18 protein-coding genes, 1 pseudogene and 1 other annotated feature are annotated in these 24,571 nt (G+C 39.1%); of the genes and pseudogenes, 15 read left to right on the top strand and 4 right to left on the bottom strand.

The genetic code is table 11. The annotated features are described in order from the left end of the window. The first annotated feature begins 32 nt into the window (after positions 1-32). The 3 genes from hemL (at position 33) to ysxE (ending at position 4,323) form a co-directional block, all read left to right on the top strand. Positions 33-1,322, top strand: coding sequence for a glutamate-1-semialdehyde 2,1-aminomutase (gene hemL, locus HNP81_RS05020; RefSeq protein ID WP_182501791.1), 1,290 nt, complete (start codon positions 33-35; stop codon positions 1,320-1,322). 289 nt (positions 1,323-1,611) lie between these two features. After that, entirely contained in the window at positions 1,612-3,027 is a 1,416-nt protein-coding gene (locus HNP81_RS05015) for a LysM peptidoglycan-binding domain-containing protein (protein ID WP_182501790.1), read from the top strand. Positions 3,028-3,252: 225 nt separating this feature from the next. Continuing rightward, on the top strand, positions 3,253-4,323 hold the full coding sequence (gene ysxE, locus HNP81_RS05010; protein ID WP_182501789.1) for a spore coat protein YsxE: 1,071 nt from the start codon (positions 3,253-3,255) through the stop codon (positions 4,321-4,323). Between the two features lie 56 nt (positions 4,324-4,379). On the opposite strand, the gene HNP81_RS24900 is transcribed toward ysxE, so the two are convergent. Beyond that, a complete protein-coding gene (locus HNP81_RS24900; protein WP_512698946.1) occupies positions 4,380-4,670 on the bottom strand; it encodes a YszA family small membrane protein in 291 nt (96 codons plus the stop codon). Positions 4,671-4,824: 154 nt separating this feature from the next. Beyond that, positions 4,825-5,059, top strand: a binding site (T-box leader). Between the two features lie 53 nt (positions 5,060-5,112). Here HNP81_RS24900 and HNP81_RS05005 point away from each other — a divergent pair. Then, positions 5,113-7,758 carry a valine--tRNA ligase gene (locus tag HNP81_RS05005; protein WP_182501788.1) on the top strand — a complete coding sequence of 882 codons (2,646 nt, stop codon included), beginning with the start codon at positions 5,113-5,115 and terminating at the stop codon, positions 7,756-7,758. 387 nt (positions 7,759-8,145) lie between these two features. Then, positions 8,146-9,435: a bifunctional folylpolyglutamate synthase/dihydrofolate synthase gene (locus HNP81_RS05000; RefSeq protein WP_182501787.1), complete on the top strand. Its 1,290-nt coding sequence runs from the start codon at positions 8,146-8,148 to the stop codon at positions 9,433-9,435. Positions 9,436-9,781: 346 nt separating this feature from the next. On the opposite strand, the gene HNP81_RS04995 is transcribed toward HNP81_RS05000, so the two are convergent. Then, positions 9,782-10,213 (bottom strand): Imm44 family immunity protein, encoded by a 432-nt coding sequence (locus tag HNP81_RS04995; protein WP_182501786.1) that lies wholly within the window; start codon positions 10,211-10,213, stop codon positions 9,782-9,784. A gap of 55 nt (positions 10,214-10,268) precedes the next feature. Further along, positions 10,269-10,808, bottom strand: a complete 540-nt coding sequence (locus tag HNP81_RS04990) for an SMI1/KNR4 family protein (protein WP_312859650.1) — start codon at positions 10,806-10,808, stop codon at positions 10,269-10,271. Positions 10,809-11,375: 567 nt separating this feature from the next. Here HNP81_RS04990 and HNP81_RS24545 point away from each other — a divergent pair. The 5 genes and pseudogenes from HNP81_RS24545 to HNP81_RS04970 all read left to right on the top strand — a co-directional run. Further along, a pseudogene (locus HNP81_RS24545) lies at positions 11,376-11,549 on the top strand (MBL fold metallo-hydrolase); the annotation flags it as partial. Positions 11,550-11,946: 397 nt separating this feature from the next. Next, a complete protein-coding gene (locus HNP81_RS04985) occupies positions 11,947-14,280 on the top strand; it encodes a PrsW family intramembrane metalloprotease (RefSeq protein ID WP_312859644.1) in 2,334 nt (777 codons plus the stop codon). 4 nt (positions 14,281-14,284) lie between these two features. Further along, positions 14,285-14,782, top strand: a complete 498-nt coding sequence (locus HNP81_RS04980; protein ID WP_182501785.1) for a hypothetical protein — start codon at positions 14,285-14,287, stop codon at positions 14,780-14,782. Positions 14,783-15,438: 656 nt separating this feature from the next. Further along, the gene (locus HNP81_RS04975) at positions 15,439-16,200 is read left to right on the top strand and encodes a hypothetical protein (RefSeq protein ID WP_182501784.1); all 762 of its coding nucleotides are present in this window, start codon (positions 15,439-15,441) and stop codon (positions 16,198-16,200) included. Beyond that, on the top strand, positions 16,201-17,475 hold the full coding sequence (locus HNP81_RS04970; protein ID WP_182501783.1) for a VanW family protein: 1,275 nt from the start codon (positions 16,201-16,203) through the stop codon (positions 17,473-17,475). It abuts the gene before it with no gap. Positions 17,476-17,883: 408 nt separating this feature from the next. Here the strand turns inward: HNP81_RS04970 and HNP81_RS04965 are convergent, their stop codons facing one another. After that, positions 17,884-19,254, bottom strand: coding sequence for a prepilin-type N-terminal cleavage/methylation domain-containing protein (locus tag HNP81_RS04965; protein ID WP_182501782.1), 1,371 nt, complete (start codon positions 19,252-19,254; stop codon positions 17,884-17,886). A gap of 87 nt (positions 19,255-19,341) precedes the next feature. On the opposite strand from HNP81_RS04965, the gene HNP81_RS04960 reads away from it, so the two are divergent. From HNP81_RS04960 to HNP81_RS04940, 5 genes are all read left to right on the top strand, one after another. Further along, a complete protein-coding gene (locus HNP81_RS04960; protein ID WP_182501781.1) occupies positions 19,342-19,761 on the top strand; it encodes a type IV pilus modification PilV family protein in 420 nt (139 codons plus the stop codon). Positions 19,762-19,770: 9 nt separating this feature from the next. After that, positions 19,771-20,274, top strand: coding sequence for a hypothetical protein (locus tag HNP81_RS04955; RefSeq protein WP_182501780.1), 504 nt, complete (start codon positions 19,771-19,773; stop codon positions 20,272-20,274). Between the two features lie 346 nt (positions 20,275-20,620). Continuing rightward, positions 20,621-22,267 carry a GspE/PulE family protein gene (locus HNP81_RS04950; protein WP_028392099.1) on the top strand — a complete coding sequence of 549 codons (1,647 nt, stop codon included), beginning with the start codon at positions 20,621-20,623 and terminating at the stop codon, positions 22,265-22,267. A gap of 12 nt (positions 22,268-22,279) precedes the next feature. Next, complete coding sequence (locus HNP81_RS04945) at positions 22,280-23,320, top strand: type IV pilus twitching motility protein PilT (protein ID WP_182501779.1); 1,041 nt, start codon at positions 22,280-22,282, stop codon at positions 23,318-23,320. Continuing rightward, positions 23,320-24,528, top strand: a complete 1,209-nt coding sequence (locus HNP81_RS04940; protein WP_182501778.1) for a type II secretion system F family protein — start codon at positions 23,320-23,322, stop codon at positions 24,526-24,528. The genes HNP81_RS04945 and HNP81_RS04940 overlap by 1 nt, the downstream gene beginning before the upstream one ends. Positions 24,529-24,571 lie beyond the last annotated feature (43 nt).

Below are 24,571 nucleotides of genomic sequence, written 5' to 3'. Positions count from 1 at the left end.
GTACTAAAATAAACGATAAAGTGGGGAGTATCATGCGTTCATATGAAAAATCAAAACAGGCTTTTGCTGAAGCACAGAACTTAATGCCAGGCGGCGTTAATAGTCCGGTTCGCGCATTCAAGTCAGTAGACATGGATCCGATTTTTATGGAACGGGGAAAAGGCTCAAAAATTTTTGATATTGATGGCAATGAATACATCGATTATGTGTTGTCATGGGGTCCGCTTATTTTAGGTCATTCGAACGACCGTGTCGTGGAAGCTTTAAAAAAAGTCGCAGAAACAGGGACAAGCTTTGGAGCATCTACACTCATTGAAAATGAATTAGCAAAGCTAGTTATTGAAAGAGTACCTTCGATTGAAATGGTCCGAATGGTTTCATCGGGCACAGAAGCGACTTTGAGTGCATTACGACTTGCACGTGGATATACCGGTCGCGATAAAATTTTGAAATTTGAGGGTTGTTACCATGGTCATAGCGATTCATTATTAATTAAGGCAGGTTCCGGTGTCGCAACACTTGGTTTGCCGGACAGCCCAGGTGTACCCGAAGGAATCGCAAGAAATACGATTACAGTTCCATACAATGATTTAGCAAGTGTTAAATATGCATTTGAACAATTTGGTGAAGACATTGCTGCTATCATCGTTGAACCAGTGGCCGGCAATATGGGAGTTGTCCCACCTCAACCTGGATTCCTAGAAGGCTTACGATCTGTTACCGAACAATACGGCTCATTATTAATTTTTGATGAAGTGATGACAGGATTCCGTGTTGGTTATAATTGTGCCCAAGGACATTACGGTGTGACACCTGATATTACTTGTCTAGGAAAAGTAATCGGCGGTGGTTTACCAGTCGGTGCATTTGGCGGTAAACGAGAGATTCTAGAACGAGTTGCCCCAAGTGGAACGATTTATCAGGCAGGAACGCTCTCAGGTAATCCGCTTGCGATGACTGCTGGGCTGGAAACACTGAGTCAACTGACACCTGAAGTGTATCAAGAATTTACCCGTAAAGGGGATATGTTGGAAGCGGGCATTGGTCAAGTTGCCAAGAAATATGATATCCCACATACGTTTAATCGAGCTGGTTCTATGATTGGCTTATTCTTTACAAACGAAGATGTCATCAATTACGAAACAGCGAAACAATCCGATTTGAATTTCTTCGGCACGTACTACCGTGAAATGGCTGAGCAAGGTGTGTACTTACCACCATCTCAATTCGAAGGGCTTTTCCTATCAACTGCCCACAGTGACGAAGACATCGAAAAAACAATCGCAGCTGCTGAACAAGCATTTGCTAAATTGAGAAAATAAGCGTAAGTAACAAGCAGGTTTGCCTTTTAGGTGAATCTGCTTTTTTTTGTGAAGATATGCATCAAAACTAGATTTTATGTGTCAAAAATAAAAAATATGCGTCAAATACAAGTTTTAACCTGCACGGGCAGAAAAACACTACTGATTGAAGTATCACTTTATACGTCAACATGAAAAACTGTAGACTTCGTTTTCTTCGCGTTATTTTGACGTCATATTATCGTTGAACTTTTCATAGATTGTTAATGGCATCGTTACTTGTTTTTTTAGTTTGGAAGGAGGAGTTTGATTGTCAATCGAAAATCAATCGTTTTTACGATTTTCCTTAGAGGAATCTGTCTGGTTTCAGAAAGGGCAGGAGATAGAAGAGCTTTATTCCCTATCGCTTGAACCGAATGTGACTATTCAAGAGAGTGATCAATATGTAGTGATTAGGGGTTCTTTGGATTTGAGTGGTGAGTATAAGGAAACAGGGGAGGAAGATGGCACTTCTGATCTTGAATTCTCACAGCCTTTTTATCCGAAGACGATTCATAGCGTCGATCTAAGAGCAGACGGGTTAAGTGAATTTATTCACCGTATACCAGTCGATATTACGATTCCGAACAATCGCATACAGTCTTTGGATAATATTGATGTAAATATCCATGCTTTTGATTATTTTATGCCTGAAAAAAATTGCCTGAAGCTTGAGGCAGAACTTATCATAAGTGGAATTGAAGACTCGCGAAGTGAAAGGAAACAGGAAGAACCAGCAGATTTTTTAGATGAATATGAAGAGGAAGAAAATGAGCGGGATGAAGCGAATTCAACATGGGAAGAAACGGTTGAAGTAGAATTTGAAGAGGAGACTTCCTCTCAGTCTGAAAATGTGGCATTTGACCAAGAGCCCCTTGCTTATTATAGGGATCAGGAAGAGATGGTAAACGAGACGGAAGAAGTGGACGATATGTTAGAGGAAAATGAATCAGAACAAGTCACACTTTTCCGAGAATTAGAAGAGTCAACAAATATAGCTGAAGAAATCGATTATTCGCCAGAGAAAATAGAACAAGATCCTGTTTCTATTTACCATGAACAAGAAGAAATACAAACCGAACTAGTTCCATTATCTCGAGAAATGGAAGTGGAAAAAGAGGATGAGGACGAGTTATTTACTCCGTTTATTGTAGAGGCTAGGAAACTGCCAGACATTGAAGATGCAGAAGAATCGCGGCCAATCTATGCCAATACAACAAAAGAAACACAAGAAATACAAGAAATACAAGCGATTGAACCGCCAAAAGTGGAGCAACACTTAGAAGAACTCCGAGCATCAGAAATGGTTGCTGAGGACGTTCACGAACATTCTCAGATAGAGAAGGAACACGGTCCATTACTAGATTTTGTCCGAAGGAAAGAAGAAAAATCAACGAAGAAAGATCCGTCTGAACGTGAAAAAGTCTCAGAAAGAGAATCGGCAGAAAAAGAGGCAACGAAAGAAGATCATCTTTCGTTAACGTCTTTCTTAGGACGAAAACAAGAAGAAGAGTTAATTGCTATTAAAGTGTGCATTGTTCAGCAAGGAGAAACGTTAGACAGCTTAGCTGAACGCTATGAAGTCAGTGTACAGTCCCTTCTAAACAGCAATGAACTAGAACCAAGTCAAGATATTTATGAGGGTCAAGTATTATACGTTCCAAAGGTGAGAGCGATTAAAAATTAAAACTCTTTTCGTACAGATTGTTGTTTTTAGCAAGTAACAAATTCGAGCAGATGTTGATTGTAGTTGAGTGAGCGCTCATGGAAAATGAGCAACCTAGGATAGTATTGTAAATATAATTAAAAGCAGTATAGGATACAAAACAGCCAAAATTAAACAAGGAGGTAGAACGGGCCAATCCCTCGTTCTGCCTCCTTATCTAGAAATTAACTGATGGAAGTGAATTCCATGGCGGATAATGAAAGAAGAAAGCAGGATACCGAAGCGGTTCTCCTTAACTATTCGGTAAAAACGTATCATATTGAATTTATTGGCAATATTACAAAGCTGTACAGTGATAAAGGTGTCTTTGCCCTAAAATCGATTGATCCTCATATTGGGATTGATTTTATCCGAAATATTCAACGCCTATATCAGCGTGGGTATAATCGAATTGTCCCCATCTATCAAACGATGGACGGCCGTTATGCGGTGCTTCACAATAATCGCTTGTATTATTTGATGCCATGGCTTTCTGATCAGGAAAATGGAGAGCGTTCCGAACGGAATAAGCAAATGTTTCGTGAGCTTGCCCGCATGCACACTTTGTCTGTTAGAGAGATTACCGTTGAGGCAGAGGAACGTGAAGAACATTATCAATCGACCAATGAAGAGTGGAAGAAACAGCTGGGGTTTCTCCGTGAATTTGTTGAAAGCTGTGAAAAGAAATGGTATATGTCGCCATTTGAGCTGATGTATTGTACGTACTATACCGATTTATCACAGGCGCTAGAATATTCAACGAAAAAACTAGAAGACTGGTATGAGAAAACAAAGGATCATGAAAAGATCCGGACAGTTGTGACACATGGCAAAGTTTCATTGAAGCACTACGTATACGATGATCGAGGCTATGGCTACTTTATCAACTTCGAAAATTCAAGAACAGCTCCGCCACATTTTGACTTGCTACCCTATCTGGTAGAGGCTGCGAGAACGTATCCGTTTCCCTGTGATGACTGTGTCGACCTTCTCTATAACTATATGCGCTATTTCCCCCTAAAACCTGAGGAAGTCCTGCTATTTCAAAGCTATCTCGCATACCCAGAATCATCGATTGCTGTAGTAAAAGGATATGTTGAGAAAAAGGGGAACCGGAGTGAACTGCAATATGTCCGTCATTTTCAACGGCAATATTGGTTAGTGAAAAATATTGAGTATATGGTGATGAAAATCGAGGAAAACGAAAGAGCAAAGAAAGCGGCTGCCGAAGCACAGCAACAACAGCAACAACAACAACAAGAACCGAATCCAGAATAATCCGGAGCATATGCTAATAAAGAATGGTGGCATTACGCTTCGGATTATTTTTATCCTTATATCCAATTTTGTCGAAATGAAATCAAAAGTACGACCACGATAGATAGAATCAAAATATCTAAAAATGTCGGAAACAAAAGTGTGCGAAATCCCTGAAAAATACATATCGGTAACATAAACTGGCTACAAATATTACGGATACCTTTCAACCAGGGCGGCAGCGTATAGGGAGAATAACGTTGTCTCAAAATTGCCCAACCCTTTCTTTTTAAGAGGTACCCTATTATATGGTTACTCGTGGAGTTTTGTGAATGAATGCTCACATTTCCGGATATACTGTGTAACATAAAACTCGACTATTGGCGAGTATTAAATTGGAAACTATGTCGGATCAACTTCTTCGCTGACAATTTATAATTTCTTAACGTTTAAAAAAATAAGAAGATGATTGACGTTAGGTGTATTTCTTTTGTAAAATGAATGTTAATGAATAATTACATATCAACCGCTATGATTGGAAGTAGTATGATGAAAGACCGCTTTAAGAGAGGAAGCCAAATGCTGAAAGGTTTCTAAGTGTGTACCATCAGAAGTCGTCCATGAGCAGTTTCCGTGAACAATAAAAGTAGCGGAAGCCGGCGAAAAGCCGTTATCAAATCTTTAAGAGCCGAGAAAAGGATTATACTCTTTTTTCGGAAAAAAGGTGGCACCGCGAACAACTTTCTTCGTCCTTTTGTGATGAAGGAAGTTTTTTTGTGTCTTTAACACATTTTTAAGGAGGAAATTCAGATGGAAGAATTAACGATGCCGACAAAATATGATCCGCAGTCCATTGAAAAGGGCCGCTATAAATGGTGGTTAGATGGGCAGTATTTCAAAGCGGAAAGTGATGAAAAGAAAGAGCCATACACGATTGTGATCCCACCACCGAACGTTACAGGTAAATTGCATCTAGGTCATGCATGGGATACGACGCTTCAAGATATTATTACGAGAATGAAACGGATGCAGGGCTATGATGTTTTGTGGCTTCCGGGAATGGACCATGCTGGAATTGCAACTCAAGCTAAGGTTGAGCAAAAGCTTCGTGCTGATGGAATCAGCCGTTATGACCTTGGTCGTGAGAAGTTTGTCGAAGAGACTTGGAGCTGGAAGGAAGAGTATGCAGGCCATATCCGTGATCAATGGGCAAAGCTAGGTTTAGGTCTTGATTATAGCCGAGAACGATTTACATTGGACGAAGGGCTTTCTAAAGCGGTTCGTGAAGTATTCGTTAAACTATATAATAAAGGTTTGATTTATCGCGGCGAATACATTATTAACTGGGACCCTTCAACAAAAACAGCGCTATCTGATATCGAGGTGATTCATCAGGATGTTCAGGGTGCGTTTTATCATATGAACTATCCATTAGCTGATGGATCAGGTTCTATCGAAGTTGCGACAACTCGTCCAGAAACGATGCTAGGGGATACAGCAGTTGCTGTTCATCCAGAAGATGACCGCTATAAGCACTTAATTGGCAAGCATGTTATCCTGCCGGTTACCGGCCGTCAAATTCCAATTGTTGCCGATGATTATGTCGATAAGGAATTCGGTTCAGGTGCTGTGAAGATTACGCCAGCCCATGATCCAAATGACTTTGAAATTGGCAATCGCCATAATTTAGAGCGCATCCTTGTGATGAACGAAGATGGGACAATGAATGACAATGCCGGCACATACAAGGGTATGGATCGTTTTGAATGCCGTAAACAAATTGTGAAAGACTTACAAGAGCAAGGTGTTCTTTTCAAAATTGAAGAACATATGCATTCAGTCGGTCATTCTGAGCGAAGTGGCGCTGTTGTTGAACCGTATCTTTCTACTCAATGGTTCGTTAAAATGCAGCCATTAGCAGATGAAGCGATTAAACTTCAACAAGGATCAGACGAAGAAAAAGTTCACTTCGTACCGGATCGTTTTGAGAAAACGTATTTACGTTGGATGGAGAATATTCGTGATTGGTGTATTTCTCGTCAGCTTTGGTGGGGACATCGCATTCCAGCTTGGTATCATAAAGAAACAGGCGAAGTATATGTAGGTCAAGAAGAACCTAGTGACATTGAAAACTGGGAACAAGATACAGATGTTCTTGATACATGGTTCAGCTCGGCATTATGGCCATTTTCAACGATGGGCTGGCCGGATCGTGAAAGCGCCGATTTCAAACGCTATTATCCAACTGGTTCACTCGTTACGGGCTATGACATTATCTTCTTCTGGGTGTCTCGAATGATTTTCCAAGCGATTGAATTCACTGGCGAACGTCCATTTAAAGATGTATTAATTCATGGGCTAGTACGTGATGAACAAGGTCGTAAAATGAGTAAATCCCTTGGTAATGGAGTCGATCCAATGGATGTCATCGATCAATATGGTGCCGATTCATTACGTTACTTCTTATCAACAGGAAGTTCACCAGGTCAAGATCTGCGCTACAGCACAGAAAAAGTTGAAGCTGTATGGAACTTCGCTAATAAAATTTGGAATGCATCTCGTTTCGCATTGATGAATATGGACGGAATGAAATACGAAGAAATTGATTTGACAGGTGAAAAATCCGTTGCGGATAAATGGATCTTAACTCGTCTAAATGAAACGATTGAAACCGTTACTCGTCTAGCTGATAAATATGAATTCGGTGAAGTTGGCCGCGCACTTTATAACTTCATTTGGGATGACTTCTGTGACTGGTATATTGAAATGGCGAAGCTACCACTTTACGGTGAAGATGAAGCAGCGAAGAAAACGACTCGTTCAATTCTTGCCTATGTACTTGACAATACGATGCGTTTATTACATCCATTTATGCCATTTATCACGGAAGAAATTTGGCAAAACTTGCCGCATAGTGGCGAATCAATCACTGTTGCTGCTTGGCCAGAAGTACGTTCCGAGCTTTCTGACGGTATTGCCGCTGAGGAAATGAAACTGCTTGTGGAAATTATCCGTTCTGTACGGAATATTCGCAGTGAAGTAAATACGCCGCTAAGCAAGAAAATTAAATTGATCCTAAAAGCAAAAGATGAAAACATTGTAACAACACTTCAGAATAACCGTGCCTATATTGAACGATTCTGTAACCCAGAAGAATTAACGATCGGTACAGTAGTGGATGAGCCAGGCCAAGCAATGACAGCTGTCGTTACAGGTGTGGAGCTTATTTTACCACTTCAGGGCTTAATTAATATCGAAGACGAAATCAAACGTCTTGATAAAGAACTAGAGAAACTGAATAAAGAAGTAGAACGTGTGCAAAAGAAACTAGGCAATGAAGGCTTCGTGAAAAAAGCCCCTGCACAAGTAATTGAGGAAGAAAAAGCGAAAGAAAAAGACTACGTTGAAAAACGCGACGCTGTTAATCAACGAATTATTGAATTGAAACAGCTGTAAACAAAAACTACCTTGAGCGTCTGTTCTCATCCCTAGGATGAAAAAGGTTCAGGATCTAAAAACTGTATCATCTAATGAAGGTGGCGTTGCGGAGCTGATTTTGCGAAGCCCCGCCCATTTTTCACGATAAAAGGATGACTCAAACAGGTATCAGATGACTTTATGGGTCATCCTTTTTTATTAGTTGTCGGCTTGAGCAAAAATTGGTTAGAAAACCTCAGTACTTTGTGAGGAAACCTTCATGTGGTTAGTAAACTCCAATACATGATCAGTAAACGATCAGCTGTGCATGAAAAAATCCTTTTGTCTATTTTTTAAGAATTTGCTATGGTTAAATGTGATCCTTTATTAAATCGAGAAATAGAACAGTTTTAGGGAGTGGTCGGTTTGTTTCAATCAATGGAAGAAGTCATGGATTATTTATATAGTAGAGAATCGAAGCTTGGGATGGACTTTGGCTTAGCGCGAATGGAGAATCTTTTAAAAGAGCTTAGGAACCCAGAAAAGAGCTTTCAATCGATCCATATTGCTGGATCAAATGGCAAAGGCTCGACTTTGAATGCTTTGAAGGAAATCTTAATGGCCCAAGGACTTAAAGTGGGTAGTTTTACTTCACCGCATTTGGAAAAAGTAAACGAAAGAATGATGATTAATGAAACGATGATCTCAGATGAAGAAATGATCGAACATATGAATACCATTTATCCTTTTTTAGAAGAAGGTCAAGTGGGATATCGGGCTACTTTTTTTGAGATTATTACGGTTATTTCTTTTCTTTATTTCCAAAAGAACGAGATGGACATTGCACTCATCGAAACAGGATTAGGTGGCAGGCTAGATTGTACCAATGTCATCACTCCTTTACTATCTATTATCACATCGATTTCTTTAGAGCATACGAATATACTTGGAAATACCTTGGCTGAAATCGCATCTGAAAAGGCTGGAATTATTAAACGCGGTGTGCCTGTTATTAGCGGTGTAACGGAAGAGGAACCTGCTACGGCTATAATGGAATATGCCAAAGTACAGGGCGCAAACCTTTATTGCCTAAATAAAGAAATCCTCTTGAGTGAGCCTAGTCAAGTTCAAGACGGTCAATGTTTTTCTTTTAAAATGGGAAATACAACGCTTGAACAAATCGACCTTAAAATGCTCGGCCGTCACCAAGTGAATAATGCGGCTTTAGCAATTGCTGCAGTAAAGCTGTTAGTTGAAGAGTATCAGCTAGAAATCTCTGAAAAAAGTATTCGGGCTGGTTTGGCAAAGGCACATTGGGCTGGAAGATTTGAAGTGTTACCTGGTCAGATCATTTTAGACGGTGCTCATAACCCTGCTGGCATGAAAGTTTTGCTAGAAACATTACAAACTAGATATCCAGATGTCAATTATCATTTCGTTTTTACCGCCTTAACAGATAAAGATTATCGACAAGTGTTAAGAATGGTAGATGAACATGCGACATCGATTACCTTTACGGAAATTGACTTTAAGCGAGCAGCATCCGCGCAGGAATTGTTAGAAACGAGTAAGCTGGAGCGGAAAAAGGCGATGATCAATTGGCAGGAAGCAATCGATTATGCACGAAATCTACAGAATCCCAATGATTTAGTTATTGTCACAGGATCGCTCTATTTTCTGGCATTGGCCCGCCCTTATATTAGAAAAACAAGCTGAACGAAATGGAAATATTCGCGCCGGAATGAACACCTTTACGGATTTCGGGCGTAAAATGGTCTCCGGCGCGCAAATCGTAAATCTCGCTCGCAAAGTGTTGCTTCCGGCGCGATAAAATCAAAACTGGCGCGTAAATTTGATTTCCGGCGCGTAATGTTGTAAATCTCGCTCGTAAAGATTGAAGAGGGGATTGTGGCTTTGAAATAAAGTCACGATGTTTGTAAAAAAGATGCGATGTTTGTAATTTATCAAGACCTAATTTTAAAAAAGATAGAAAAATTAAAGGGTTCTACATATTAGATATGACTAATATGTAGAACCCTTTCTTCTTTTACTAAAGCACCAGTTACTTTAATAAGAATTCTTCTTCAACTTTACTAAAATCAGCCCATAATTCTGTATCATTAACAGTGTACTTCTCCTTTTTTAATCGCTTTAACATCAGTTCTAAGGCAATCCTAAGTTGATTTATAAGATATTTTCTAATATCTACTGGATCGACACCTTCCCATCTTGAACGGGGCATACCTACATCAATTGTTATATATCGATTCTTTTTACTAAGTCTTAATTTTTCACAGCCTTCAAACTCCCAATACGATATTTCACCATCTACTCTTAAAACTGGATCAATACTATCCATCTCAACACAGTAAATATTGTCACAATACTTATATAATAAATTCCTTAACTCTTGTAGATGGGGAGATATCACTTTACCTGCGTTGGGACCACCAATATCAGCTCCAAAGGTTATATAAGGATTCTCATGAATCATTTTACACACCTCCAACCTATACTTCTTTCACTCGTTACCGAAAAAGCGTCTCCACTTATTGAACAATCGCACCCTTTACTTCAATAAACCATTTTTTCATTTCGGCTAAAAAATCAGGGTCAACCCATACTTCCTCTACTTCGTAGCCTTCCAATTCTTCGCCAGAATCGGATTTAATCATTTTAAGGAAGTCCTCGAAATGATTAGCAATAGGTAGGAGGTTTTTATTTTCAATATAATCATTTTGACATTCATTTTCGTGGTCCCAAAGGAATAAATGCCCGTTGTCACCATCTAAACAGACCAAATTACCGCCTTCTGTTCTAGCAATAGGTATGTAACCTTTTGGTATTCTTTCTTTGAAAACTTTGAAATTCGCCTTTAAATCATTAATTTTCTCTATACCTATTCCAAAAAAATCGGATATTGAAATTGAAAGTATTTCGCCATTTGGAAGTTCAATTATATTGTTTTCGGGGTCTCCTCCATTGTATTCCATTAAAAAATCAATATAGTCTTGTGGTAATTTATATCCAATAACATCATCAAATTCTGCTAATTCTTTATTATTAAGTTTTTTATTATTAGGTCTTATCTTGCGTTTCCAAACAATTGAATTCTAGCATTTATTTCTATTAAATCTAGGGAGTTTATTAAATTTACGGAAAATAAATATTGTTAAAATTTGTAAGTTCCATAGTCTTCCGTTTTAATGATTCATTGGCATCTTCTTATTACTAATGTTGTAGTGGATGTATTTGCTTACATGTAGAAGATCTTGGGGAGTTGGGATAGGGAGTTTTTAAATGAGATATTCCGAAGATATCTGAGTATATAATAATCTATTGTATAACTAATGTTTCAGCGAATAGCGAGAATTCCTGCCACTAGTAATCATCTGATATTAACGTAACCGAGGTACCACCTACTAAAATGCTAGTAACTGAACGTGTACCCCGACATAGTTGAGTACGGTTCTGGCTGACCTTATAATACGAATGGCTATTTAGTTGAATAACTGAATGTGCAAATTTAGATGCTTTTAAATCATTTTATTAAGATAAAGAACAGGTTTGTTAATATTACTCAATTTAGAGGTATCATTTTAGTAATATCGAATATAAAAAATATAGGTTAATCAAATAAATAAGAGGTGAGGTAAATGAACGGTGAATTTTGTAGTAAACGTTTTTAGCTAGAACAAGTTAGTAAAGGTTAATATGAAGTAATAGCCAGAGAAGGTGGCGGGGCTGTAGCAAATGCAGGCTTTGTGGATATAGGTGATAAAGTTATCGTTTTTGATACATTTAACACACAACAAGCATCTGAAGACTTGCTGGGTATCTTTAATCAGACTTTTTTTATAAAGCTACAACAACAACATAATTCATCCGAATTACATTCATTAAATTCTGTAGGCCTTGACGGTCTTTCACTGTACCTTTGTATACATTTTAACAAGGATTGTTTTTTGTTAATCCACCTTTTCGAGGCTTCGTGCAAAAATCGATTTGCGACCAGCGCCTTTTCAACATTTTATAAAAATATCAATAATACTAGTAATCCCACGAGAAATAGGTTAGGTACATGTTGCGGGAATTACTCTATAAACCTCCGCTCCGATCAATCGGTGACCATGGTTTTCATGAATTCATTTATTTACTTAGGGCAGGACCAGCGTAAAGGGAGACGTCCCGCTCGCACGTGGTCGGCTTACAAAGGAGGCGACCGTAGTGAATTCGATCTGGTCCATTCGAACCGGAATTCGGGATTTCCTTGAGGCCATCTATCGAACTTGCCAATCATGGATTGCGAAATATCCGTTTATTAAAACGGCGTATGCGATTTTTTCCTGGCTGTCGTTGCTTGCGTTTGTGTTGAGTTTGTTCTTCGTTAAAGAATCGCGTACCATGATGATTCAATATTTGTGGTCGTTTTATGTGCTGCTGCAATTTTGGTTTCTGTGCCGAAGCAAAACGATGCCGTGGAAGCAAGTTGTTCTGTTCGTTCTCGCAGGCGTTTTTCTTGTCGTACCGTTCACGACGCTTACAGTCAATGCTTTCCACGTGCTTTTCGGCGGAAAAACTTCCGACACTTGGTCCATTGCCGTGATCACGCCAATTTTCGAAGAATTGTGGAAGCTCCTTCCACTCGGCATATTCCTGTTATTCTCGCGTCGAGCTTCCGCCATGAGTTTAAGCGATTACACGCTCATCGGTGCTGCGACTGGCGTCGGTTTCCAGCTCATGGAGGAGCTGAGCCGCAGGTGGCTGAACCCTGGAGCGATCGATTACAGCACGACGATGTTTGGAGGAAAGATGATCCACTGGGATTTCTGGACTCTATTCCCAGGGCGGTTCGAAGCAAGCTTCCTGCCGACCCTCATGACCGTCAGCCATCCCGTGCACACTGCGATGGTCGCGCTTGCGTGTGGAATTGCCTATCGGCTGCGGAAAAGACTGACGAAATGGGTTTTTCTGTTCCCAGCAATCCTTTTGCTTTGGTCCATCCTGGATCATATGGCCAATAACGGCCAGCTCAAGCTGCCGGACTGGGTGTTCCGGCTTCATGATTGGACCGGCAGCGGTTATAAAACTCAGCCGGTCTTCCTGCTGATGCTGGTCGCATCGATTTTTGCCGATTACTGGTCGCTGAACAAAATACGAAACCGCCTTCCGTCGCTGCCGAACGAGCCGCTTCTTAATCCGTTTATCGAGCTGTGGAATATAACCCGCTCTTTTTGTCTGGACCGGGGAAAATTCATATATTGGCTTGGCTTTTACCGGGAGCGCAGGGAGCTTGGATTTCATTTGCTTTATGGAAATGAAGAAGCGGCTGGTAGACAGGAGGCTGTCCAGGCTCGGGTAAAAACTCTTTGCCAGGCGCTAACTGGACTCGCTGTGATTCTGCTTGTGGCCAGTCTGTTCGCAGACATCGGGGCTCATACGGGTGGAGGAGAGACGGCATGTTTCGCCTGCTTGTTCGATTCGCTGCAAAACTGGTGGGATCGGCTGGAGTGGTATGAACAGGGCGCGATCGTGCTGGGGGCCCTTGCCTTGTCACTGCTGTTCGTCGGATTCTGGCCGGCGTTAGGCATCGCGATGACGGGGGCGAGTATCGCCGGGAGCGGACATGAGATTGCCGGCTATATCCGCGATCCGAAGAAGATGTTGACTCCCGAAAATGCGCTTTCCGTGGCTGTGGGCATTGTATTAAGCCGAATCCCTTTCGGCAAAGCGCTAAAATGGGCCGGGAAAAAAGGGCGCCGCTATTTGCGCAAGCTTCTGGATAAGCTGGGTTCCCGGAAGCCGGATATCGACGTCCCGGTTCATCCGAAACCTCCGAAGAATGCCGGTCCGGGTAAGCATCAGGACGGTCCCAAGAAGCCGGATGAAGATCCCAAGAAGCCAGATGACGGTCCCAAGAAGCCGGATGAAGATCCCAAGAAGCCAGATGACGGTTCTAAGAAGCCGGATGAAGATCCCAAGAAGCCAGATGACAATCCCAAGAAGTCGGATGACGATACGCCGAATAAGGATAAAGCCGATGAGGGGACGGAACAAGATAAGACCATTGGCAACATGGTTAAGGTTAAAAATAAAACGAAATATACAAATCCAGCTGGAAATGAACTTACTTGGGTTGATCAATCTCCGAAAAATATTAATATAGCTATTAACCAATTTTTAAATAGTAAAGACGTTGGTAAAGCAACTGAGGCTAAGGTTGCGGACTTTGTAAGAAATAAAACAGAGGTAAAAGTAAAAGCGTATGCGCAAAAAGTTGAGAAGAGTGACGGTCAATTTGCCGGTGATTTAGACGTCGTTACAAAAGATGCGATTATTGAAGTCAAAACATCTATTAGATCGGTAAAAGTAGATCAATTTAATAAATTTACTGATCCAACTCATGATTTATTCTTTAATCCAGAGAATAAAAAGGTTATTTTGTATATTGATAAGTCTTTGAGTAATTTAAGACCCGAACAAAAAGCCATGCTGGAAACCATAAAATCTAAAGGTGTTACGATTGTTAACTCACTAGAGGATCTGAAGGGGGTTTTATAATAGGATGGGGACTTCTGCTTTTATCTTAATGAACCAAAAAAAGTATACACCAGAACGTCTTTTAGCTGATTCCATCATTTCTGCTTTCCATGCGGATGTTATGCTGAACTTTCATAACAGTAAAAATTATGCCAGCAATGGACAATTCCTTTCTACGACATTGAATATTAACGATAAGAATGTACGAGAAAATAATGATTCGTTTATACTTTATGTAGATGCATTGGATAATCCACATCTTGATTTTTTTTATTATGAGGATTTGGGTTTAGATTCCAATAATAAACTATATCAAGTAGGAACTATCGAAGACGTTTATGGTGTAGAAGAGTTAGTATTTCGCTTTGTATATCATTATCTCAAATCTAATCCTGACGACTATTTTTGGGTTGCGGATTATGATTGGGTTTACGGTTGGGAAGACATGCAAAAATTAAAATCTTTACCCTATGACCCTGATTGGTGTTACAAAAACCCAAAACTTATTAGAGTGGCCGATTAAATATTTCGGGTTTACAACTCTAGCATCAAGATCATACAATACAGCCAAGAAACCAAACACTTAACAACTTGACAAAACACTTGATAAACTTTTAAAAGCTTATTCCAACTTGAAACATGAGTAGGAATGAGCTTTTTGCATGCTCAAAATCAAAGGAGGAAGAAAACCATGACAAAACAGGTACAGACAGCAGAAGAGGTTTTCTTGGGGTAGAACCAGCAACTGAACGACGAAGTGCAATTGTGGCTTTGAAATTAAGTTCGATCATTGTTTTATTAAAAAGTCGGACCAAAAATCCTGTATTAAAACGCAGGATTTTTTCCTTATTCCGCAATTGGGCGCAATTGTGGAGCAATACAAGTAGAAAATGATTAAACTTTTTTATTAAAACCAAACTTAAATCTGCTGAAAAATGCTGGCTTGCGAGGGTGTTTCTCATCAAACTTTATTTCAAAGCAACAGGGATATCTCCAGGTACTAAGTTCAGAGTTTCTGCCGATATTTTCCCGAACGCATCATAAAGCTACGGGAATTATGTTCCGAACTTGAAATTTACGCACCACCAGAGTCATATATGCTAAAACTAGTTTTCATACTCTTTTTTTATTTTTTAATATTCATAGGTTTATGATATGTTTAATATGAGGTGAAGCATTTTGATAATCCTATATACAACTATGATTGCAGCCGTTCTGCTAGCATTCCTTCTATACATGATTCCTCTACGAATATCGCGGTCCAAAAGAACAGCTATTTTTATAGCTAGTGTTTGTATTGCATCAGTACAGATCATTGCGAATGATCGTTTTTCCATTTGGGTACTATTTGGCCTGCAGTTTTTATTAGCCATTCTCGTGACGTATCTCATGATGAATTGGCTACAATCGAATGAAAATGAAACGAAAGCCGCTGTTTTAATCGAAATGAATCCTTTGTTTTCTTTTGATGAGTTACAAAAACGAGCGAAGATGAGTGAAACAGTCGATGAGTATTATCGTTCTTCGGTAGAACGTGTTTCTTTAGAATCTGCCCAATTGTTAGAGACTGATCCAATGGTCATTCAAGAGGATGTAAGATTAGAAGTAGTATCTTCACTTGATAGAATAGCAGACTCGGTTCATCAGACGTTCGATTTTGAAGTGGATTCATCGGAGTTTATTGATTTTACCAATCGGAAAATATTCGACTTACATGAGGCGTCGTCTGAATTAGGGAAAGTCCGTATAAGTGATGAGGAGCAGGTCTTAGAAGCGAGAAAGAAGATCTTTGAAAATCTTGAAGCTCAAGTTGCAGCTGCCATCGAGCCTAAGCAAGATGATAATAAAGAAATAGACGTAGCACCAAATGAACGTCTGAGTCATGCATTTGATGATTTGGAAGAGATGTACTTGAAAAAAAAGCATGAGGGGGAACAGTAAATGGAGAAACGCTCTTCTTCCTACCTACGGATTTTAACCATTGTGATTCTTTCGACGGCTTTTATCATGTCTTGTTCACAATTAGGCGCTTTTGCGTATGAAAAAATCTCGCAGACCGATCAGCTATTTGCTGCAAATACTTCTATTGGCACTGTTTTGGTTAGTGGCGAATCGAAAAAACAAGCAACCGAAAAGCTTCTTCATTCTATCGATGAATGGCAAACAAAAAGTGGCCTTTCATTAACATTTGCGGATCGGAAAATGACGATACCTGTGCATACTATCCAATTCTCTCTAGAAGAATCGGTTCGAGATGCAAAAAATGGGATCGACAATCCTTTAGTTTCAACGATAACGGAAAGTAATGTAAAACAGATGTTAAAGGAAATAGCCGATGAAAAGCTTATTGAAACGGTTAAAGTTTCTGAATTACGAGCAGAAATTCAAAAACAAGCTGGTTTACTCGATATGAGTGAGCAAGTGATAAGTCTAACGGATTTCTTTGACGATTCGGTGTCTGTAAGTGTGATTGCTCATGCTGAAAAGGAAAATATAGACGTCCAATCATTATCATCATGGGTTGAAAGTACGCCTCCAATTAAGATTCCAGCTTTCGGCGAGTTTTCTTTTATGAACGATTTGAGTGTGAATGCTGGCAATTGGTCGGATGAATTCTTAACACAAGCAGCCTCCCTAGTGTATGAAGCAGGCCTATCAACAAATCTACAAGTTCTTGAAAGAAATACAAGTCAGGAATTACCTGAAGGGGTTACAGTAGGATATGAAGCAAAAGTAAACCGCAACGGAATGGACTTGAAATTAGCCAATCCTAATGACTTCGAATTGACGATTGCATTCAAGGTTACTCAACCAGGTGTGCTTACCGCTGAAATCCGTGGGTATCCAACAGGACGACAATATAAGGTCGAAGTAAAAGATTCAAAGACCATTCCATACCGGAAAATCGTCCAATACACAGCTTTATTGCCGAACGGAGAAGATATTAAAGTAAAAGGAAAGCCAGGATATTCCGTATCTGTTTACCGGGAAACCCAAGATCCATTGAAGAAAAAACTGGATTCCGTTCAAATGTCGAATGACTTTTATTTACCTGTTAATGAAGTGGTTTTGAGAGAAATGCCTGTTGAGTCTGAAGTTGAAATAGAGGAAGATGCTCAATTAGACGAAGAAGTGAACGAGGAGCAAGTGGTTGGAAAAGATAAAGTAGTTCTACCACCAGAGACTAGTGGAGAAAAAGAAAACTCTCTAGAATAAAGTGAAACTTCCATCAGTGGGGGGTTCCATCATTCCCCACTGATGGTTAGTCCCGTTCTAGTGTCGCTAATACCTCCACTTCACTACGGTAAAGTGACACTACGAACCCGATTCAATGAATCACAGACTAAGTGCGCCGCGTCCTACGGCAACGTCTGTGTGACCCACATCCTGTGGGCGAAAACTTTACCTTTGAAGACCACAAAGGTAAGTTTCACTGTATCTCACCAATCGGGCTTTTACGGGCAGTTTTTGTCCCTCATAAGCTTGAGATGGGGGTCTTACTGCCCGTTAATGCAGGATAAATTTAAGAAATGGCTGCCAAATACTTTTGGCAGCCATTCTAGTTATTTTAGTGAATGATAAACCCGACTTTTTTGTGAAATCATTTGTAATTGTTAATAAACCTTACTTAGTGTCTTTAAGTGGGAAATCTTTAGGATCCCTAATATACTGTTCAATACCCTTGAATGTAACAGTAGTTCCCCCACTTTTTACATAAAGACCATCTCTAGTAATTACTACACCTTCAAATGATTTACCACTAAAAGTTACCTTGCCATTTGGGGCAAATAACACCCCTGTCATTTTTAAGTCCCCACTATCGATATTAATATCTCCCTGACTAACAATGATTGCATTAGTAAAAGTATCTACATATCTTCCTAAACCACTATCATTATAGCTTCGAATAGTTATACTATTCCCAAATAATTTCATGTTATCAGGTTTTATCGTTTGGGTATATCCATGATCCCTGTACCACTGAGAATCTTTTAATGGTGGAATATCAGAATAACTCTTAGTTAACTTTGGAACATCAGCTTTAAGAATCACTTTGTCCAGAATAGATTGATGATAATTAGGAGGATATTTTATAGTCCCTTTATAATAAATTCTTGCATTTCCTTCTATCGTAGGTGTCCAATCCAATTCAACATTCCCTTGAACGTATACATTTCCATGAATGATTGCATCTTTGACCTTAAGATTGCCATTAACATATACATCTCCATATATATGACGTGTTCCACCCCATAAGGTTACATCTCCATTTACATATATCGTTCCTGGAGATATACGTGAACCCAAACCTGCACTACCTCCATCTATATTTACGGGTCCATTTATGTCAATGTTAGATACATTACTTAATGAACCACCGTTTAATTGACTGCCAAGCAAATTTCCTCTTACAATAATCGCTGCATTAGGTCCGTTTACTTGATTACCTTGAAATTCAAACTGTGAACCATAGACAAAAACATTATTCTTTACTAGATAAGTATAAAAATCTTGCGCTGTACTAGGAGGAGAGGGCTTCACGATCTCACCCGCAATAGGCTGATTCGTTGTCCCAGGTAACACCGTTTCCAAGTCGTACTTGTTTTGATCGTGATCTTTCATAGTAAAAGCTACTTTGAAAGTAGATGTAGACAACAACTGTATACTTTGCTCTGAAACTATTTTAGTTCCATTGATTAGTAGTTCTGTAAAAAGATAATTTGTTTCTGTTGCTAATGGATTTTTCTTTTCTTTATCTGTGAATAACATGCCAGAACTATACCAAATACTATCTCCATTCTCATGTATTGAGCGCAACTGAGTCATGACAATATTTGCTTCTTGCCTCAATTCGTTATGCGATTGTGTCTTCACCTTAATGTGTACCGTTTGAAAAAACACACCATACACAACACTCCCAATAATCCCCGTAATGGCTAAAACGGCTAGCACTTCTATTAAAGTGATGCCAGATTCCTTGTTTACCTGTTTCATAAAATTCACCACATTTGATAAAATTGACCCATTCCCTATTATAGTTTGTTATATAATGAATAAAAAGATATTAGGTGGTAGAAATTCGTGAATACTCTAAAAAATAATCAAGCCTTCACTCTTATCGAAGTTCTAACTTCCATCACAATTCTAGGTATTGTATTAACGATTTTTTTATCGTTTTTCTCCAATGCAACGACATTTTCTACAAATACAGAAGATAAATTAACAGCAATTAATCTAGCTGAACAAGAACTTTATGAGGTAACAAATAGTTTGGAAACTTATTGCAAAACGAACGATTGCCAAACTATCCCAGTAGATAAGTATATTCGCCCAACCATTCCATTAAATCAAAAAAACTATCTTTCAACCGTGACACCTTTATCACAAAGTAGACAAGAAAGTTCACTCGGCTTACTTCCGATCTCGATAAGAATAGAATCAGAAGACCATAAAGAACTAACGAATGCATATGGATATGTAGATGTAAACCTCAATAAGTAGGAGAAAAAGATGAAACAAAAAAATGAAGCAGGCTACACATTAGTGCTTGTATTATTAACGATTACATTAATCCTTATTTTTTCGGTAACTTTAATTAGCAATGTTTTAAACAGTGCTATGCAGAATCAAAAATCAGAGAAAAATATACAGTTAGATCAATCATCACGAATGGGCGTAACATATGTTGAGAAGGAGATAAACTTGGCAAATGAAGAAGCAAAAAAAGCAGTCATAAGATGGCTTAATGATTTTCCAACCACTGTTCCTATGCCTACGAATGCTGAAATTGCTGCTAAATATGAAGAGGAATTTAGAGTTAAATTAGTAGATAAAGAAATTATATCATCTGATCATACGTATCGATTTAAAATAGATTATATTAAAATAACAAGAACAGTTAATACTCTTACGGTCACGTATACCATAATTCCTTCATTGAATAACGTGTATGCTCAGGCAGATCCAGAACGAGAAAAAAACATTGATATAAAGATTCAAGAACAAAATCTCTAAAGCTATCTTTCTCACGTCCCAAGTGTAGATTTACTCACTTGGGATTCTTTCTCGCTTGTCGCATCGTTCCATGACAAAAAGGGCAGACTGCTACAAGTTCATCTTCATCTCCCTCTTTCAAATCATAACTAAATTCGGATAAAACAAAGTTAGGTACCTCATCTATTTTTCCCACAATCAATACAAATAAAAGGGGCATGTTCTTCTAAAGTAAATGAACATTTCAATATCATAATCCATATAGTACTACAAAGATTGGTTAATTCGCTCTATAATTTAGGTAGATTTCATGTTATTTTGAATGATAGCAGACGATGATCAAAGGTTGCCAGATAGGTGTGATAGAATGAAAAGTAATAGAAAGCGTTTAGGCGATTTACTTGTTGAAGCAGGGATTATTACCGAAGAAAACTTACAGGATACATTAACATACAAAAAAGAAGGGCAAAAAATAGGAGATGCTTTATTGGAAAGAGGATTAATCAATGAGCAGCAACTTATTGAAGTGCTTGAGTTTCAGCTAGGTATACCACAGATCAGCTTATTTCGTTATCCCATAGATACTGCCGTCATAAGTTTGATTGCAAAAGATTTTGCCTTTAGAAATTTAGTCATGCCAATCAGAAAAGATGGCAATCAACTCATTGTGGCGATGCATGACCCGATGGATTATATCGCATTAGATGATATGGGGCTATCGACTGGTTTAGTGATCTCACCTGTCATAGCGAAAAAGGAAGAAATCATTGCTTCACTTTATAAATATTTTAGCAAAACAGAGACGTTTGAAGAGTTAGACATGGACAGGATTGCGGATGAAAATTTAGCTGGTGAGGATGCACCAGCTGTTAAGCTTGTCAATCAACTTCTGGAAGTGGGCGTACAGATGAAGGCGAGCGATATCCATATTGATCCTCAGGAGTCAAAGATCCATATTCGCTATCGAGTCGATGGGATTTTACGAACGGAACGAATTCTTTCAAAGAAGATTTATAGTTTGTTAATTGCTAGAATTAAAATTTTGGCTAATTTGAATATTACCGAAACAAGGCTGCCGCAGGATGGAAGAATCAAACTGGATGTGAATGCAACACCTGTTGATTTACGAATTTCCTTACTGCCCACCATATACGGTGAAAAAATCGTTATACGAATTTTAGATTTATCCAATGTTATGATTCATCTTTCACAGCTTGGTTTTAATAAAGTAAATGGACAAGCTTTTGTTAAGATGATTGAACGGCCTTCAGGGATGATACTAATTACGGGTCCAACTGGTTCAGGGAAAACATCTACTTTATATGCGGCTTTGAATCATTTGAACACAGAACAGGTCAATATTATAACCGTGGAAGATCCTGTGGAATATCAAATGAAAGGCATTAATCAGGTGCAAGTAAATCCATCGATTGGTCTTACGTTTGCCAGTGGATTGCGCTCCATTTTAAGACAAGATCCAAACATTGTCATGATTGGTGAAATTCGAGATCGTGAAACAGCAGAAATAGCCGTCCGAGCGTCCTTAACGGGTCATCTTGTATTAAGTACTTTACATACAAACAGTGCACTTTCGACGATTCCGAGACTATTAGATATGGATGTCGAACCGTATTTAGTCGTTTCTTCTTTAATTGGCGTCATTGCTCAAAGACTAGTTCGCAAAGTTTGTCCGGATTGTAAAATAGAATACACACCATCTGCCATGGAAAGAAATTTATTTCAAAAACGTGGCATACCTGTGCAATCTTTATATCGTGGCGAAGGATGTCCAAGCTGTCAAAACAGTGGCTACCATGGAAGGATTGCGATTCATGAAGTCTTGAATATCGATGATACGATTCAAACGATGATGATGAATAATAAACCGCTTAGTGAAATCAAGCAATATTTGGTTTTGAATGGAATGATTTTCCTCATTGATGATGGGCTCCTAAAAGCAAAACAAGGAATGACAACGATAGAAGAAGTACTGCGGGTAGCTCGACATGATTAGGAGGCTATACTTGTGAAAGAGAAATTGGATTATATTTTAAAAGCTGCTTTTGATTTAGGTACTTCTGATATTCATTTGACTGTAGGTGTACCACCGATTATGAGACTTCACGGCGATTTAAAACAGTACGGAAAAGACGTCCTTAAGCCAGCGGACACAGAATTAATGGCGAAAGTGATGATTCCTGAATCGATGTGGAAGACGTTTAAAGAAAAAGGAGAGCTAGATCTTTCATACGGAATCCCAGGGGTTTCACGATTCCGGGTCAATGCTTATCATCAACGTTCTTGTATTAGTCTTGCGATTCGAGTTGTACCATCAGAAGTGCCAACTTTAGAACAATTAAAGCTGCCCCCCGTTTTACAAACGATATCTGAAAAAACGCAAGGGCTTGTATTAGTGACAGGCCCGACTGGAAGTGGGAAATCAACGACGCTTGCGGCGATGATTGATTATATTAATAAAAACATGAAGAAACATATTATTACGCTTGAAGATCCAATCGAGTATTTACACAAACATCAATTGAGTATTATTGATCAACGGGAAGTCGGTTTTGATACACAGAATTTCTCAAACGGCCTGCGCGCTTGCTTGCGACAGGATCCTGATATTATTTTAGTCGGCGAAATGCGCGATTTGGAAACGATTTCTACAGCGATTACCGCAGCGGAAACAGGCCATTTAGTACTGGGGACCTTACATACAACGGATGCACCCGCAACAATTGATCGGATCATAGATGTGTTCCCACCCAATCAGCAACCGCAAGTTCGTGTTCAGCTTGCCTCTGTCTTATCAGCCATTATTTCACAGCGTTTATTGCCGTCAAAAGATCGAAGAGGAAGGGTGGCAGCTATCGAGATCATGGTGAATAATGCTGCAGTCAAAAATTTAATTCGGAATGAAAAAATCCATCAAATTGCAAGTGTGATGCAGACTAGTAAATCGGCTGGCATGCAAACGATTGAAATGTCGATTAAACAATTAATTGAAGAAGGGAAAATTGATGCATTTTCCGCACTCCCTTATTTAGAAGAAGGAATCCTATAATGCCGGTTTTTCACTATCAAGGCAGAGATCGGGCAGGGAGAAAGAAACAAGGGAAAGTGACTGCGGACACACGAAAAGAAGCAGTTGAAGGGCTTAGGGAAACAGGAATCGCCGTGACAAGTATAGATGAACTAAAGGGAATATTATATAAAGAAATCTCTTTAGGTAGCAAGAAAGTGAAAAATCGCGATTTTATTATGTATCTACATCAGTTTTCAACGTTAATTAAAGCAGGCATCAGTGTTGTAGAATCGACAAAGATTTTGGCGGAACAAACATCAAGTAAATTGTTGAGGAAAACATTGGAAAATATCGTATTAAGTTTAGAAGAAGGAAACCCTTATTCCGAAGGGGCTGAAAAGCAACGGAATGTGTTTCCACCACTCTTCATAAATATGATGCGAGCGGGTGAAGCTGGTGGGAATCTAGAAGAGGTTCTAGAAAGAATGGCGATTTATTTTGAGAAACAGTATCAAACAAGGCAAAAAGTAAAATCGGCGTTGATGTACCCAGTAACGGTTGGCTGTTTAAGTATTGTCATTATCATTTTTATGTTAGCGAAAGTCGTACCAACTTTCGCCAGTATGTTTCTTTCATTTGGCAGTGAACTGCCTTTCTTTACAAAGTTGGTTCTCAATCTGAGTGGATTTTTTGAACGTTTTTGGTGGTTTTTTCTTTTAGTAGCGGTTAGCTTATATGTCCTTATTCGTTCTCTCAAGTCGAAGAACGACACGAAATATTATCTGGATTATGGGCTTTTACGTTTGCCGATTTTTGGACAGCTGCTTCAAAAAGCAGAGATTGCAAGAATGACAAGAACTTTAAGCTCGCTAATCAAGAGCTCTGTACCGATCCTTCAATCGTTAACAATGGTGGAAAAAATTTTAGGAAATGAAGTATTGATAAGGGTTATGAAACAGTCGCGACATTCCATTGAAAAAGGCGAGTCCATGGCCATACCGATGGAAAAACACTGGGCATTTCCTCCGATGGTCACACAGATGATTGCAGTCGGCGAAAAATCTGGTACTTTAGATGTCATGCTAGATCGTGTGGCTGATTTTTACGAAATGGAAGTCGACCATGCTACGAATCAAATGAAATCTCTAATAGAACCATTTCTCATTATCTTTCTAGCAGTCGTTGTAGGAGGTATTGTGGCAGCCATTGCCATTCCGATGTTCACTATATTTAACAAAATCCAATAATTATGTTCAATTTAGTGGGAAAACTAGTTGTCAGCTGGTCAAT

Source organism: Peribacillus huizhouensis (genome assembly GCF_014138605.1).
GTDB lineage: Bacteria > Bacillota > Bacilli > Bacillales > DSM-1321 > Peribacillus > Peribacillus huizhouensis.
This window is presented reverse-complemented; position numbering and strand designations above follow the sequence as displayed.

Excerpts from the sequence above, each read along its gene's own strand:
- HNP81_RS04950 (WP_028392099.1), top strand. The coding sequence starts at position 20,621 with ATGAAAAGTAATAGAAAGCGTTTAGGCGATTTACTTGTTGAAGCAGGG.
- HNP81_RS04965 (WP_182501782.1), bottom strand. The coding sequence starts at position 19,254 with ATGAAACAGGTAAACAAGGAATCTGGCATCACTTTAATAGAAGTGCTA.
- HNP81_RS05005 (WP_182501788.1), top strand. The coding sequence starts at position 5,113 with ATGGAAGAATTAACGATGCCGACAAAATATGATCCGCAGTCCATTGAA.
- HNP81_RS04980 (WP_182501785.1), top strand. The coding sequence starts at position 14,285 with ATGGGGACTTCTGCTTTTATCTTAATGAACCAAAAAAAGTATACACCA.
- HNP81_RS04955 (WP_182501780.1), top strand. The coding sequence starts at position 19,771 with ATGAAACAAAAAAATGAAGCAGGCTACACATTAGTGCTTGTATTATTA.
- ysxE (WP_182501789.1), top strand. The coding sequence starts at position 3,253 with ATGGCGGATAATGAAAGAAGAAAGCAGGATACCGAAGCGGTTCTCCTT.
- hemL (WP_182501791.1), top strand. The coding sequence starts at position 33 with ATGCGTTCATATGAAAAATCAAAACAGGCTTTTGCTGAAGCACAGAAC.
- HNP81_RS04970 (WP_182501783.1), top strand. The coding sequence starts at position 16,201 with ATGGAGAAACGCTCTTCTTCCTACCTACGGATTTTAACCATTGTGATT.
- HNP81_RS04940 (WP_182501778.1), top strand. The coding sequence starts at position 23,320 with ATGCCGGTTTTTCACTATCAAGGCAGAGATCGGGCAGGGAGAAAGAAA.
- HNP81_RS04995 (WP_182501786.1), bottom strand. The coding sequence starts at position 10,213 with ATGATTCATGAGAATCCTTATATAACCTTTGGAGCTGATATTGGTGGT.
- HNP81_RS24900 (WP_512698946.1), bottom strand. The coding sequence starts at position 4,670 with ATGTTACACAGTATATCCGGAAATGTGAGCATTCATTCACAAAACTCC.